The organism is Candidatus Nitrospira neuquenensis (assembly GCF_979578155.1).
Genome location: NZ_CEFZDU010000011.1, coordinates 29,157 through 43,410 on the forward strand (window position 1 = coordinate 29,157; position 14,254 = coordinate 43,410).

Here is a 14,254-nt window from a genome sequence, read left to right on the forward strand (position 1 = left end):
ATGGTAGGCAAGTCGGGAACTAAAAGAAAGTCCCGATGCGGGCCCGGCGCCGGCTCGAGCCCCATGCTAGGTAGATGGCACCCCCTCAACATTGGGGGATAGCGGTCGCGGGCAGCCTCACGTACAAGCGCGGGCACGGGCGCCGGGCCGGGTGTGATTCGCGGGGACCTCATGGCCGGGAAGAAACCGAAAAAGGGCGGGAAGCCGGGCGGCCGGAAGGCTGCGCCGCCGCCGATGGCGCCGGAGCCGGCCGTCGCGGCTGCGTCCCCGGCGCCGGCCGCCGTTCCCCAGCCCCCTGCGCCGTCCGGCCTGATCGACGCGCCGCGCGACGTGATCTTCGTCCACGGGGTCCAGTGGGAGCGCGACTACCAGCTCAGGGGCTACTCGCGGCCGACGCAGGACCTCATGCGCAACCAGGCGCCGACGGTGAACTTCCGCTTCCACGAAGTCCTCTGGTCCGACGTCGTCGAGCGGGACGAGGAGCTGCTCATCGGCGGGGCCGGGGTCATCGCCGACATCCTCAGCGGCAACTACGTCGGCGCCGTCTTCGACCTGTTCAAGCTCATCGGCCAGCGGACGGACTTCCAGCTCACCTCGCAGGAGGAGGCCTTCCGCACGCCCCTGCCCGCGCTCATCAGCGGCAAGGGCGGGTTCATGGCGAAGGCTCTGAGCGCCGTCCTGGACATCGCCTTCTATTACTCCGATTCGTACGGCCCGCGCATCCGGGCCAAGGTGCGCGAGACGCTCGACCCCCTGCGGGGCGAGCCGGCGCCCATCCTGTTCGGCCACAGCCTCGGCTCCGTGATCCTGCTCGACATCCTCCACGAAGACATCGAGCGGGGCGACCTGCACTGCGGCGGCTTCGTGTCGGCGGGCAGCCCCATCGGGCTCTTCGACCCGGACCGCGACCGGCCGGAGTTCAGCCGGCTCGACTGGGTGAATTTCTACGACACCGACGACCTCGTCACGTTCTGGAATCCCCTGCGCAAGCGGGGCTATCTCTCCGTCAGCGACCAGCGGATCGACACCCACGAGCTCCCCTTCTACTCCCACGTGAAGTACTGGACGAACTCCGTGCTGGCCCGGGAGCTGGTGGACAAGTGCCTCACGATCTGAGGCGGGGGGAAGGAGGGACAAGCATGCGACGCGTGGCGGTCCTGTTGCTGGCGGTGTGGCTCGCGGGCTGCGCGGGCACCGCGATCATCCCGGCCAAGGTGACCTACACCTATCCGCTGGCCGGCCCGTCGGGCTACGAGTCGGCGGCCGGGACCGGGGCCGTCGCCTACCTGGACAACGGCACCCTGGAGCTGTACCTGCCGCTCTTCGCGCCGGGGCAGATCAAGCCGCAACGGTTCGTCTTCTCGCCCGCCGACCCGACGGCGCTTCTGTGGGTCGAGCGCAAGGACCCGGACCTACAGGCGCGGATGGTCGAGCGGCCCGAGGAGGTGAAGGCGGCCGACGGCCGGGTGCTGGCCCGCCTCCAAAACGGCATGCTCCTCGTCACCTTCCCCGACAAGCCCCAGTACCGCGACCTGGCCGGCAAGCGGCTCTGGCTCACCTCCACCGCGGGGCCGGAGGAGATCTTCATCCTGCGCGGCGTCTACTGGAAGTCGCCGGCCGGGTACGCCGACCTGGCGCAGTGAACTACGTCGCGGCCCTGGAGGGTCCGGCGCAGCGGAGCCGGCTTGGGCCGAGCCGGACGACGATGGCCCAGGCCGACATCCGTCGGCTGCACGCCGGGGCGGCCTGCGTGACGGACGGTGCCCGCACTCGTCCCGTTCGGCGCCGGCCCCACCACCGCGCTTGACGCTTCCCGGCTCGGTTTGTAGAATGGTTCCGTTTTGGTGCCATCAGCCCATACCCTGTCGACGGAGCGGCGACATGACGACGTTGACGATCAAAAACATCCCCGACACCATTTACCGCCGGCTTAAGCGGCAGGCTCTGCAGCATCACCGCAGTCTGAACCAGGAGGTGATCGCCTGCCTGGAGCAGTCGACAAGCAGTGTGCCATTCGACCCTTCCACGATCCTGGTCCAGGCTCGCGAGCTCCGCAAACAGTACAGGGGACCCGCACTCACGGATAAACGCCTGGGGCAGCTAAAGAGCGCCGGTCGGCCATGATCGTCGCGGACACCAACCTCTTGGTGTACCTCTACGTTCCCAGCACGCGCACGGCCCGGGCCGAGGCGGTGTTCCAGCAGGACCCGCTCTGGGCGTCGGCCTCTCTCTGGCGATCCGAATTCCGGAACACGCTCGTGGGACTGATCCGTCAGGGAAGTCTGTCGGTCGAGACGGCCCGGCACATGGCTCACCGGGCGGAATCGTTCATGGCCGGACGCGAGTACGCCGTGGTGACGGATCGCGTGTTGCGACTCGCGGCCGAGTCCGGATGCTCGGCGTACGACTGCGAGTTCGTCATCGTCGCCCAGGACTTGCGGGTCCCGTTGGTGACCGCCGACCGGCAGCTCCTGCGGGCGTTCCCCGGCACCGCCATGAGTCCCGACGAATTTCTCCGGTAGGCGGCGGGTTGCGGTCTGCCACAACAGCCCGATCGGCAGCGCCGTGCAGGTCGGCGCCGAAGGGGATGGCCTCGGCGCCGGCATACAGCACCACCGCAGGGGAGAAGAGGACCAGCCATGCGCGCGTCGGGGCTCGACGTGATCCGGTGCCGGTCCGCCCTGGCTCGATCGGCGGCCTTCGCGACAGAATCCGGAACCGGCTCGCGTGGCTCGGCGAGCCCGGCCCACGGATTTCAATCGGCCGACTCATGACTTTTCACTCAGCCGACGCATAACATTACACAATTGGCCGCCATGACCGCGCCGCGTTCTATCCCCGCTTTGCCGGGTCCTGCCTCATCGATGCCCTGGTGGACACGCCGAAGGGGGCATGCCAGGCGTTCAAACGTTGGGAGGACGACGATTAAGGGCCTTCGTGCTCAAAGAACGTTCGAACCCGCTGCAAGAGGGTCCACCAATCGTCAGTTTTGCCCCTGGCGGCCACGAGCCGCCAGGGGCCGAAATGACATTGGTGGAGGCGAGGGGAGTTGAACCCCTGTCCGAAGATCTTCAGCGCACCGGCTCTACATGTGTAGCCGATCGTTTAGTGTTCGCCGCCGCCCACGCCCATCGGCAGGCTTAGAACGGCCGCTAGCCCAGTGTGTTCTCGTCCTCGGCCGCTGAGCACCAGCCTCGGACCAGCCCGCTGCATCGCGCCCCTTCCACCCCCGCGGGCCTCAGGTGGAGGGACGTCGCGGTCACTTAAGCCGCGAGTGCCAGTTCTTGGTTGGCAGTTGCTTGTTTCCCGGAGGTTTTACGAGTCCCCGAGAGCTCGACATGCACCGATGGCCTCACGATCCCCGTCGAAACCGGTCGCCCCCTTTCGTGTGCGGGTTGGTCGCGATGAAGGCCGATACCGAGCTCCATGATACCGCAGGCCGGATCGCTTTGCCAGGAGGCCCTGCGCCGGCCCTGCGCTCAGGCCGGGCCGGCGTTGACGCGAGCGGGGCTCGCCGCCCTCGGCGCCAGCGGAAACGCCCGCTCGCGCCAGGCCTCGAGGCCCCCGGCCAGGGGGCGGACCCTCGTGATGCCCTTCCGTCGCAGCATCAGCGCCATCTTCGCCGCGGTCGCTTCATTCGGGCAGGCGCAGAACAGAATCACGTCGCCATGCCGGGGAATCTCGTGGTGGCGCTGCTCCAATTCTTCGGCCGTCATGGGGAGCGCCCCCGGAATCGTGACGGGATCGGCCTCGTGGTCCGGCGCGCTCCGCAGGTCCACCACGAACACTTCCCCGCCCTCGTCCATCCGCCGCTTGAGCTCGTCCGCGGTGATGCGGGCGATCCGCAGCTCGCGCAGCAGCCACCGCCGGTGCACGAGCTTGTAGCCGAGGTAGGCGACGAGGGCGACCCCGATCGCCGCCAGCAGGAACGAGCCGAGCCGGGCCTCCTGCGCGACCAAGGCCTCGAGCCGGCTGCTGAACGCGTAGCCCGGCAGGACGAAGGCCAGGGTCCAGAGGAGGGCGCCCAGTCCGTTGTAGGTCAGGAACCGTGTGAGCCGGATGCCGAAGAGACCGGCGAGCGCCGGCGCCAGCGTGTTCAGGCCGGGCACGAACTTCGCCAGGACCAGCGCGCGGATCCCGTGCCGCGTGAAGAAGTTCTCCGTCCGGCGCACGCAGGAGTCCGGCTCCAGGGCGATGCGGCAGAGGAGGTTCAGGGCCTGCCGGCCCCGGTGGCGGCCCAGCCCATACCAGATCAGATCGCCGGCCAGGCAGCCCGCGACGGAGAGGAGGACGACCGCGACGAGGTTGAGCCGGCCGGCGCCGGCCAGGGCGCCGGCCGCCAGCAAGAGGGGCACGGCCGGGATGGGCAGCCCCGCCTGCTCGGCGAAGACCACGGCCGCCACGAGCACGAGCCCATGCTGGACGAGAAACGCGCTGACGTCATCCATGGCTGCCGCCCACCGTCACTTCTCGATCTCGAATCCGTTCTCCTGCCACCACCGCCAGCCGCCCTCCAGCTCCATCACCGGATAGCCTTTCTTCGCAAACTCGACCGCCCCCGTCGCAGCCAGATGGCAAACGTGCGAGTAGCAATAGAGCACGTTGATCTTGTCCTTGCGCAGGACCGCCTTGAGCTTTTCGGCGTTACCCCATTGGTCCTTGGGCAGATTCGCCGCGCCGGGTATGTGGCCTTCGGCATAATCCTCCGAGGCCCGTACATCCACGATGTTCACCGGCTGACCCTGCCGCACCCACCGCTCCAGCTCAACCGGGCCGGTCGTGAACGCCAGTTTGTCCGCAAAATATTTCTTCGCTTTCGCGGCGCTGGGAATTGTGAGTTTCGTCGCCATCTCGGCTCCTCCTTGTTGTTGAACCCACGGGCCGCCGCCTGCGCGTTAGGATTTCTGGTCCACGTTGTTCTTGAATCCGGCCTTCTTGTGCGCGCCGTCGCAGAAGGGCTTGTCGGCCGAGTGCCCGCAGCGGCAGAGCCACGCCTCCTCCTCGTCGACCGCGATCTCGCGGCCGCCCTCGGTCACGATCTTGACCTTGCCTTTGACGTAGTACGGACCATCGTTCTTGGGTGTGATAATGACGTCGGCCATGGTTCTCCTCCTTTACGATCCCGATCCCTCCATCAGCTTGATGCCAGCCATCCCCGCGGCCCTCACAACCGGAGCGGCTTGATCGGCGAGAGCACCGCCGCCGGGTCCTTCTTCCAGATCGCCTCGTCCGCGTCCACGTAGACCTCCACCTCGTTCCCGTCCGGGTCTCGCAGGTAGAGGCTCTGGCTGACCCTGTGGTCGCTCATGCCCTCGATCGGGACGCCGGCCGCCTCCAGCTCGCGCTTGGCGGCCCGCAGCTCATCCAGACTATCGCCCACCTTGATGCCGACGTGGTAGAGGCCGAGCCGGTGGCCCCGGGGCGGCCCCGGCGCCTCCCCGACCTCGATCAGCAGCAGCTCGTGGTGCGTCCGGCCGGAGGTGAGCGCCGCGGCCTTGCCCTCCCAGATGCGGCCGACCTCCTTAAAGCCGAGCAGGTCGCGGTAGAAGGCCAGCGACCGATCCAGGCTGCGCACGTAGAACACGACGTGGCCGAGGTAGTGGGCTTGCATCGTTTCACCCCACCGGAATCAGGGCGCCGTTGATCGAGCCGGCCGCATCGGACGCGAGGAATAGCAGCGCCTCCGCGACCGCGTCGGGCTTGACCCACTTCGCAGGGTCGGCCCGTGGCATGCTCTCTCGATTGGCCGGCGTATCCATGGTCCCCGGCAGGACGCCGTTGACCGTGACGCCGGAGCCGGCCAGCTCCAGCGCCAGGGTGCGGACCATCGCAACCAGCCCCGCCTTCGCGACGATGTAGGCGGCAGCGCCGGGGAACGGCTCCACGGCCGCCCGCGCGGCCACGTGGAGGATGCGGCCGGCGCGTCGTTCCAGCATGGAGGGGAGAACCGCCTTCGAGAGCAGGAAGGCGGTCGAGAGGTTCACCGTCGCCATCCGCTGCCAGGTCGCCAGGTCCGTCTCGATCAGCCGACCCGTCGCGAAGCCGCCGACCAGGTTCACGAGCACGTCCACGCGGCCCGTGCGCCGGTGCGCCTCCTCCACCATCCGCCGCACCCCGCCCTCCTCCGTCACGTCCGCCTGGACCGAGAGCACCCCCTCCGGCGGCGCCGCGGCCCCCTGGCGATCCACCAAGACCACCTGCGCCCCGGCCTGGACGAACAGCGGGACGACTGCTTGGCCCAGCCCTCCCCGCCCGCCGGCGATCACCACGACCCGTCCCCTGAAACCCGTGGGTTCCGTTTGCACGCCCGCCCTCCTTCCGGGCCCTTTCAGGCCGTCGAGTTCCCGGCTCGACGGACGAGCACCATCGTCGCATGCCCTTCCGGCCTTTCGCCACTCCCGGCTGCGGGGCGTCACAGCCGGGCGGCGATCAGTCGGTCCACCGACCAGCGGCCGGCGCCCGCGACCGCGAGCGCGAGGCCCATGCCGATCACCAGCAGGTGGTACTCGAACCCCTCGCCCTGCTGCTGGCCGAACCAGTTCATGAAAAACCCGAAGGGCAGGTGCACCGTCACGATGGCCCCGAGCATGATCACGATGAAGCTCGCCGCCGTGAACCGCGTCAGCAGCCCGAGGATCAAGGCCAGGCTGCCGAACGACTCGGCGACGATCACGAGGAAGGCCACGACGGCGGGCAGGTGCATCGTCTCCGTGAAGAAGCCCATGGTCCCGCTGAAGCCGTGCCCGCCGAACCAGCCCAGCAGCTTCTGTGCCCCGTGGGGGAACATCACGAGCCCCAGCGCCACGCGCAGGATCAGGCTCGACCACGCCTCGTCGGTCTCGAACATCGCTTTCATGGCATCACCTCCGCCCCGCGCCGAACGACCCCGCCCCGATGTCCCCATGATAGTCCTAGCTAGTTCTGTGTCAAGGGGGGCCGGGTGCGCGGAGGCCGGCCGCGCAGCGGAGCGCGCGCGATCGCCCCTAAGAAATCGAGAGGTTGGTGGAATGGAACGGGTGGAGAAAAACTTCAGCCGCCCCGCCGGGAGCCCTTCATGACGCGCTCGACCTCGCGGCCGGCCTCGCGCTCCTTGATGGACTCGCGGCGGTCGTACTGTTTCTTGCCCTTGGCGAGCGCCAGCTCGACCTTGGCCTGGCCGCGCGGCGAGAAGTAGATGCGCAGGGGGACGAGGGTGAGGCCCCTCTGCTGCGTCCGGCCGATCAGCTTGGTGATCTCCTTGCGGTGCAGGAGCAGCTTCCTCGGCCGCAGCGGGTCGTGGTTCATGATGTTGCCGTGGCTGTACGGACTGATGTGGCAGTGGTGGAGGAAGACCTCGCCGTTGTGGACGCCGGCGTAGCTGTCCCGGAGGTTCACCCGCCCCTCGCGCAGGGACTTGACCTCGGTCCCCTTCAGGACGATCCCGGCTTCGAGCTTCTCCTCGACGAAATAATCGTGGAACGCCTTGCGGTTCGTCGCCACGACCTTCTCGCCGCTGTCCTTGCCCTTCACCATCGCGCGCCATGATAGCACGGCGACGCGGCGCGTGGCTCTGGGAGACACGCCGACCCCGACCCGGTTCGACGAGGAAGAGCGGACATGGCGGTAGCGGAGGTTTCCCTGACGCAGGGCGATGTCTGCCTCGTGGAGCTTGACCCCCACGCGCCGAAGCGAGATCCGCAAGACGCGCCCCTGCTTGATCGTCTCCCCGGACGAGCTGAACCGGCATCTCCGAACGGTCGTTATCGCCCCCACGATGACCGGGGGCCAAGCCTATCCTTGGCGCGTCCCTTGCCGGTTCCGCAGCCGGAACGGATTCGTCGCGATCGATCAGCTCGGCACCGTCGATGGCCAGCGCCTGGTTAAACGCCTCGGTCGTTTGTCTGCCGGCACCTTCACGTCCGTCCAGGCCGTTCTGCAAGAGATGTTCGCGCCGTAGCGGGAGATCACCGTGCGCTGTGGCGCGAGCGGTCCCCGCCGACCGCACTGCGGCCCGGCCGGCCGACTCCCGCCCTTGACCGCCGCCCGGCGGCCCCCTACCATGCCGGCATGGCCCGTCGTCGCTCCTTCTCCCCCCTCAGCTCGATCCTGACGAGCCTCGCCAGGGGCATCGGCCTGGAGCCCCGATTGCTGGAGGCGCGGCTCCGCCGGCGCTGGCCCGCGATCGCCGGCGACGTGATCGCGGCGCACACGCGGCCGGAGCAGATCCGCTATAAGAAGCTCTACCTGATCGCGGAGAGCTCGGTGTGGCTCCAGCACCTGACCTTCATGAAGCCGGCGCTGATCGAGAAGATCAACGAGGCGGCGGGCGGGTCGGTGGTGACGGACATCCTGCTGCGGGTGGGCGAGATCGAGCCGGCGGCGGCCCCGGCGGCGGCCCCGGCGGATCGCGCCGCGAGCCCCGCCCCGACGCCCGAGGCCCGGGCGGAGGCGCTCCGACTGACGGCCGGCGTCAAGGACCCGGAGCTGCGGGCCCGCCTGGCGGAGGCGGTGGCGGCGGCGCTGGGCTCGTCCCCGCCTCGACCCGACCCAGCCCCCCGGCCCCCGGATCAGGCTCCGGCCCGGCGATCGAGCCCTTGAACAGCAGCCGCGAGTAGGCCGCGGTCGCCGCCGAGTCCGGCCCCCGAAGGATCGGGCCGATCCGCCCCTCCTCCTCCCTCCCGTCGAGCCGGTAGAAGCCGCGGACCGCCTTCTCGAAGGCCTCCCGGATCTCCGGGTCCCCCGCCAGGTAGCGGTGCAGCATCTCCGGCTCGGCCCAGGCGTCGTGGGTGAAGATGTAGATCGCGATCCGCCGGTAGCGCCCGCCCGGGTCCGCCGGCGTCGTCGGCTGGATCTTCATCCGGCCGAAGTCGCGCGTCCCGCGCCCCACCGTCCGGAACCGCTCGATCAACGTCTCGATGGCCGAATCGCTCGTCCAGGGGGGCACGTGGACGGCGACCGCCTCGCCCTCCTGGGAGCCGATGCTGTAGGGGGGAATCGAGCGGTCGGGGCGCGTGAGGAACATGCCGCCCCAGATGAGGGCGAAGGCGGACACGAAGACGCCGAGGCCGAGCTTGACGACGGTGTCGAGCTTCTTCTTGGGAGGCGCCGGCATGGGCGTCGGGAGCGGGGTGGGGAGCCGGACGGGGCGACCGTCAGGGCGGATCGCCGCGGGGCGGGCCTCAGTCGCCGTCGCCCTCCGGGGCGGCGCCGTCCCCGTTCTCGGCGGCGCCCTCGTCCCGCTCGGCGCTCTCGGCGAGGCGGGCCACGGCCACCACGCGGTCGTCCGGCTCGTCCAGGTCCAGGATGCGGACGCCCTGCGTGTTCCGCCCGGTTTCGCGGATGCCGTCCACGCGGCAGCGCAGGACCTTGCCCTTGGCCGCCATGATCATGATCTGGTCGTCGTCGCGCACCTGCAGGAAGCCGACCGCCAGGCCGTTCCGCTCGGTGGTCTTGACGCTGATGATGCCCTTGCCGCCGCGGCCCTGGACGCGGTATTCGTTCACCGGCGTGCGCTTGCCGTAGCCGCCCTCGGTGATCGTGAGGATCGTCGTCGTCGAGTCCGGGGTGATCGTCTCCATCCCGATCACCTCGTTGCCCTCCTCCAGCGAGATGCCGCGCACGCCCTGGGCGGTGCGGCCCATGGCGCGGACCTCCTCCTCCTTGAAGCGGATGACGATACCCTGCCGCGTGCCGAGGAGGATCTCGCGCTGCCCGTCGGTGATCTCCGCCCCGATGAGCTTGTCCCCCGCCTCCAGCGTGATGGCGATGATCCCGCCCTGGCGCGGGTTGCCGAAGGCCGAGAGCTCGGTCTTCTTGATGACGCCCTGCCGGGTGGCCATGACGATGTAGCGGTCGTCGCGGAACTCCTTCACGGGCAGCGTCGCCGTGACCTTCTCGTCGCTCGCGAGCGCGAGCAGGTTGACGAGCGCCTTGCCCTTGGCCGCGCGGCCGGCCTCCGGGATCTCGTGCACCTTGAGCCAGTAGACCTTCCCCGCGTCGGTGAAGAACAGCAGGTAATCGTGCGTCGAGGCCGTGAACAGCGTCTCGACGAAGTCCTCCTCCTTGATCCCCATGCCGATCTTCCCCTTCCCGCCGCGGCGCTGCGCTCGGTAGAGCGAGACGGCGTTCCGCTTGATGTACCCGGCGTGGGAGATGGTGACGACGACCTCCTCGACGGCGATCAGGTCCTCGACGTTGATCTCCGCCTCCTCGGGGACGATCTGCGTCCGGCGTTCGTCCTGGTACTCCGCCTTCACGGCCAGCAGCTCGTCCTTGATGAGCTTGCGGACGAGCGCCTCGCTCGCGAGCACCGACCGCAGGTACTCCATCCGCTTGAGCGTCTCCTGGTATTCCTCGATCAGCTTGTTGCGCTCGAGCTGGGTGAGGCGCTGGAGCTTCATGTCGAGGATCGCGTTGGCCTGGGTCTCGGTGAGCCGGAACTGGCGGATCAGCCCGGCGCGGGCCTCCTCGGGCGAGGCCGAGCGGCGGATGAGCTGGATCACCGCGTCCAGGTGGTCGATCGCGATCTTGAGGCCCTCGAGGATGTGGGCGCGCTCCTCGGCCTTGCGCAGCTCGTAGGCCGTGCGGCGGACGACCACCTCGCGCCGGTGCTCGACGAAGGCCTGGAGGATCTGCTTGAGCGTGAGCACCTCGGGCCGGTTGTGGACCAGCGCGAGCATGATGACGCCGAAGGTCGTCTGGAGCTGGGTGTGCTTGTAGAGGTGGTTGAGGACGACCATCGGGATCTCGCCCTTCTTGAGCTCGATCACGATCCGCACCCCGTCCCGGTCGGACTCGTCACGCAGGTCCGCGATGCCCTCGATCCGCCGATCCTGGATCAACTCGGCGATCTTCTCGATGAGCTTGGCCTTGTTGACCTGGTAGGGGATCTCCGTGACGATCAGGCTGGCCCGGTCGGTGCGCGGGTCGGTCTCCACCCCGACCTTCGCGCGCAGCGTGAGCAGGCCACGGCCCGTCTCGTAGGCGTCCTTGATCCCCTGCGTGCCGTAGATGAAGCCGGCGGTGGGGAAGTCCGGCCCGGGGATGAGCTTCATCAGTTCGGGGATCGTGATGTCCGGGTTCTCGATCAGCTTGATCAGCCCGTCCACCACCTCGGCGAGGTTGTGCGTCGGGATGTTGGTCGCGTAGCCGACGGCGATGCCGCCCGCGCCGTTGATGAGCAGGTTGGGGACCTTGGCGGGCAGGACCAGCGGCTCGGTGGTGGACTCGTCGTAGTTCGGGCCGAAGTCCACCGTGTCCTTGTCGATGTCCGCCAGCATCTCGCCGGCGAGCTTCGTCAGCCGCGCCTCGGTGTACCGCATGGCGGCGGGCGGGTCGCCGTCGAGCGAGCCGTAGTTGCCCTGCCCGTCCACGAGCGGATAGCGCATGTTGAAGTCCTGCGCCATCCGGACCAGCGTGTCGTAGATCGCCGAGTCGCCGTGGGGGTGGTAGTTCCCCATGATCTCGCCGACGATCTTGGCGGACTTCCGGTAGGGCCGGTTGAACGCGAGCCCCATCTCGTTCATGCCGTAGAGGATCCGGCGGTGGACGGGCTTGAGGCCGTCGCGCACGTCCGGCAGCGCCCGCCCCACGATCACGCTCATGGCGTAATCGAGGTACGACGAGCGCATCTCGTCCTCGATGGCGATCTGGGTCAGGCGTTCGTCGGTCGGCATGTCGTCTCCTGAAAGCGTTCTCCGTTCACAGCGGTCCGTGCTCCGTGGCGGATCACCGACGACCGAGCACGTCCCCCTACACGTCCAGGTTCCGGACTTCCCGCGCGTGCTGCTGGATGAACTCGCGCCGCGGCTCGACCTCGTCGCCCATGAGCACGGAGAAGACCTCGTCCACCCCCGTCATGTCCTCCAGCTTCACCTGGAGCAAGGTGCGCGTCTCCGGGTTCATGGTCGTCTCCCAGAGCTGCTGCGGGTTCATCTCGCCGAGGCCCTTGTAGCGCTGGATGCTCAAGCCTTGCTTGCCCACGTCGAGGATCGCCCGGACCAGGTCTCCGGCCACGGCGTGCGGCGTCTCGACGCCCTTGGCCTTGAGCCGGTACGGGGCGCGGCCGAGCCCGATGGCCGCGGGCGCGTACTTCTGCAGCTCCCGGAACTCCGCCGAGCCGACCAGCTCGTGCGTCACCTCCAGGCCGTGCGCGATCCCGTTGTGCTGGACCCGGCAGACGACCTTGTTGGACTCGTGCTCCTCGTCGTCGACGATGTCCAGCGTCAGCGCGGCCTTCGGGTAGGCCGTCGTGAGCGTCTTCTTGACGTCGGCGACGACCTTCTTGAGCGCGGGCCCGTTCTTGAGCAGGTCGCGGTCCAGGGTCGGCTCGTCCACGAAGGCGCGCAGGAGCCCGGCCTCGTGCTGCATCTTGCCAAAGCGGGCGAGCAGGGCCTCGAAGGCGATGAGCTTCTTGAGGATCGGCAGCAGGCGGCGGCCCGTCACGAAGCCCTGCGCGCTCTCCAGGTAGACCTCCACCTCCTCGACGGCCAGGTCCGCCAGGAAGTCGTTGAGCGCGTTCTCGTCCTTGAGGTAGCGCTCGGTCTTGCCCTTCTTCACCTTGAAGAGCGGCGGCTGCGCGATGTAGACGTAGCCCTTCTCGATCAGCTCGACCATCTGCCGGTACAGGAAGGTCAGCAGCAACGTGCGGATGTGGCTCCCGTCCACGTCCGCGTCGGTCATGAGGATGATCTTGTGGTAGCGGGCGCGGGCGATGTCGAAGCTCTCCTTGTCGTCCCTGGCCTTCTCCCCCTCCTCGCGGTCCTCCCGCTTGCGCCCGATGCCCGTGCCCAGCGCCATGATCAGCGTGCGGATCTCCTCGCTGGAGAGCATCTTGTCGAACCGCGCCTTCTCGACGTTGAGGATCTTGCCCTTGAGCGGCAGGATGGCCTGGAAGCGGCGGTCGCGGCCCTGCTTGGCGGAGCCGCCGGCCGAGTCGCCCTCCACGATGAACAGCTCGCTGTGCGCCGGGTCCTTCTCGGAGCAGTCGGCCAGCTTCCCGGGGAGCGAGCTGCCGTCCAGCGCGCTCTTGCGGCGGATCAGCTCCTTGGCCTTGCGGGCGGCCTCGCGGGCCCGGGCCGCCTCGAGCGCCTTGGCGACGATCTTGCGCGCGACGGGGGGCGTCTCCTCGAAGTAGGTGCCCAGCGCCTCGTTGACCGCCGCCTCGACGATGCCCTTCATCTCGCTGTTGCCGAGCTTGGTCTTCGTCTGGCCCTCGAACTGCGGGTTGCGGAGCTTGACGCTGACGACCGCCGCAAGCCCCTCGCGCACGTCGTCGCCCGTCAGCGACTCCGTCTCCTTCTTGAGCAGGTCGTTGGCGCTGGCGTAGGTATTGATCGTGCGCGTCAGCGCCGCCTTGAACCCGACCAGGTGCGTGCCGCCCTCGCGCGTGTTGATGTTGTTCGCGAAGGAGTAGAGGTTCTCCGCGTAGCCGTCGTTGTACTGGAGCGCGACCTCCAGGATGAAGTCCTCCTTGCGGACCTCGATGAAGATCGGCTTGTGGAGCGGCGTCTTGGCCTCGTTGAGGTGCTCGACGAAGGAGACGATCCCGCCCTTGTAGCAGAAGACCTGCTCCTTCTCCCGGGCCATGTCCCTGAGCGTGATCGCGAGGCCTTTGTTGAGGAAGGCCAGCTCGCGCAGGCGCTGGGCCAGGACGTCGAAGCTGAACTCGGTCGTCTCCGTGAACACCTGGGGGTCGGGTTTGAAGGTGACCTTGGTGCCCCGCCGCCGCGTCTTGCCCGTGACCTTGAGCGGCGCGGTCGGCTTGCCCCGCTCGTAGCGCTGCTCGAAGACCTGCCCGTCCTGCCAGATCTCCAGCTCCAGCCACTCGGAGAGCGCGTTCACGACCGAGATGCCGACGCCGTGCAGCCCGCCGGAGACCGTGTAGGCCCCCGCCTCGAACTTGCCCCCCGCGTGCAGCACGGTGAGGGCCACCTCGGCCGCCGACTTCTTCTGCGTCGGGTGCATGCCGGTCGGGATGCCGCGCCCGTTGTCCACGACCGTGACGCTGCCGTCGATCTGGAGCGTGACCTCGATGGTGTTGCCGAAGCCGGCCATGTGCTCGTCCACGCTGTTGTCCACGACTTCGTAGACGAGGTGGTGGAGCCCGTCCGGACCGGTGCTCCCGATGTACATGGCCGGGCGCTTGCGCACCGCCTCCAGCCCCTCGAGGACCTTGATCTTGTCCGCGCCGTAGCTCTCGGACCGGCCCTCGGGACCGGCGGCGCCCTCCGTCTCCCGCGTCCTGCCGTTGGTGTCCTTGGTCGCCATTCGCCTC

Annotated in this window: 15 protein-coding genes and 1 other RNA gene; 6 read left to right on the top strand and 10 right to left on the bottom strand. The window is 68.5% G+C overall.

The features are described 5' to 3' along the window. The first annotated feature begins 171 nt into the window (after window positions 1-171). The 4 genes from AC1U7O_RS05195 to AC1U7O_RS05210 all read left to right on the top strand — a co-directional run bounded on the left by AC1U7O_RS05195 (window position 172) and on the right by AC1U7O_RS05210 (window position 2,522). Complete coding sequence (locus AC1U7O_RS05195) at window positions 172-1,116, top strand: hypothetical protein (protein ID WP_479893539.1); 945 nt, start codon at window positions 172-174, stop codon at window positions 1,114-1,116. A gap of 23 nt (window positions 1,117-1,139) precedes the next feature. Further along, window positions 1,140-1,643, top strand: coding sequence for a hypothetical protein (locus AC1U7O_RS05200; RefSeq protein ID WP_479893540.1), 504 nt, complete (start codon window positions 1,140-1,142; stop codon window positions 1,641-1,643). Between the two features lie 238 nt (window positions 1,644-1,881). Then, window positions 1,882-2,124: a FitA-like ribbon-helix-helix domain-containing protein gene (locus AC1U7O_RS05205; protein ID WP_479893541.1), complete on the top strand. Its 243-nt coding sequence runs from the start codon at window positions 1,882-1,884 to the stop codon at window positions 2,122-2,124. Next, window positions 2,121-2,522, top strand: coding sequence for a type II toxin-antitoxin system VapC family toxin (locus AC1U7O_RS05210; RefSeq protein ID WP_479893543.1), 402 nt, complete (start codon window positions 2,121-2,123; stop codon window positions 2,520-2,522). The genes AC1U7O_RS05205 and AC1U7O_RS05210 overlap by 4 nt, the downstream gene beginning before the upstream one ends. Window positions 2,523-3,031: 509 nt before the next feature. Here AC1U7O_RS05210 and ssrA read toward each other — a convergent pair. The 8 genes from ssrA to smpB form a co-directional block, all read right to left on the bottom strand. Then, window positions 3,032-3,382: a transfer-messenger RNA gene (ssrA, locus tag AC1U7O_RS05215) on the bottom strand. A gap of 97 nt (window positions 3,383-3,479) precedes the next feature. Then, window positions 3,480-4,448, bottom strand: coding sequence for a VTT domain-containing protein (locus tag AC1U7O_RS05220; protein ID WP_479893544.1), 969 nt, complete (start codon window positions 4,446-4,448; stop codon window positions 3,480-3,482). 15 nt (window positions 4,449-4,463) lie between these two features. Next, window positions 4,464-4,850 (bottom strand): rhodanese-like domain-containing protein, encoded by a 387-nt coding sequence (locus tag AC1U7O_RS05225; RefSeq protein ID WP_479893545.1) that lies wholly within the window; start codon window positions 4,848-4,850, stop codon window positions 4,464-4,466. A gap of 45 nt (window positions 4,851-4,895) precedes the next feature. After that, window positions 4,896-5,102 carry a CDGSH iron-sulfur domain-containing protein gene (locus tag AC1U7O_RS05230; RefSeq protein ID WP_479893547.1) on the bottom strand — a complete coding sequence of 69 codons (207 nt, stop codon included), beginning with the start codon at window positions 5,100-5,102 and terminating at the stop codon, window positions 4,896-4,898. A 62-nt stretch (window positions 5,103-5,164) separates the two neighbouring features. Then, window positions 5,165-5,611, bottom strand: a complete 447-nt coding sequence (locus tag AC1U7O_RS05235) for a VOC family protein (RefSeq protein ID WP_479893548.1) — start codon at window positions 5,609-5,611, stop codon at window positions 5,165-5,167. Window positions 5,612-5,615: 4 nt separating this feature from the next. Further along, complete coding sequence (locus AC1U7O_RS05240; RefSeq protein ID WP_479893549.1) at window positions 5,616-6,305, bottom strand: SDR family oxidoreductase; 690 nt, start codon at window positions 6,303-6,305, stop codon at window positions 5,616-5,618. A gap of 107 nt (window positions 6,306-6,412) precedes the next feature. Beyond that, window positions 6,413-6,856 (bottom strand): DoxX family protein, encoded by a 444-nt coding sequence (locus tag AC1U7O_RS05245; protein WP_479893550.1) that lies wholly within the window; start codon window positions 6,854-6,856, stop codon window positions 6,413-6,415. Window positions 6,857-7,029: 173 nt separating this feature from the next. Continuing rightward, window positions 7,030-7,512 (bottom strand): SsrA-binding protein SmpB, encoded by a 483-nt coding sequence (gene smpB / locus AC1U7O_RS05250; protein ID WP_479893551.1) that lies wholly within the window; start codon window positions 7,510-7,512, stop codon window positions 7,030-7,032. 118 nt (window positions 7,513-7,630) lie between these two features. On the opposite strand from smpB, the gene AC1U7O_RS05255 reads away from it, so the two are divergent. Beyond that, a complete protein-coding gene (locus AC1U7O_RS05255; RefSeq protein WP_479893552.1) occupies window positions 7,631-7,936 on the top strand; it encodes a type II toxin-antitoxin system PemK/MazF family toxin in 306 nt (101 codons plus the stop codon). Between the two features lie 110 nt (window positions 7,937-8,046). Beyond that, window positions 8,047-8,577, top strand: coding sequence for a DciA family protein (locus AC1U7O_RS05260; RefSeq protein ID WP_479893553.1), 531 nt, complete (start codon window positions 8,047-8,049; stop codon window positions 8,575-8,577). Between the two features lie 581 nt (window positions 8,578-9,158). Here AC1U7O_RS05260 and gyrA read toward each other — a convergent pair. Then, window positions 9,159-11,654 (bottom strand): DNA gyrase subunit A, encoded by a 2,496-nt coding sequence (gyrA, locus tag AC1U7O_RS05265; protein WP_479893554.1) that lies wholly within the window; start codon window positions 11,652-11,654, stop codon window positions 9,159-9,161. A 76-nt stretch (window positions 11,655-11,730) separates the two neighbouring features. Beyond that, window positions 11,731-14,247, bottom strand: coding sequence for a DNA topoisomerase (ATP-hydrolyzing) subunit B (gene gyrB / locus AC1U7O_RS05270; RefSeq protein WP_479893555.1), 2,517 nt, complete (start codon window positions 14,245-14,247; stop codon window positions 11,731-11,733). Between the last annotated feature and the right edge of the window lie 7 nt (window positions 14,248-14,254).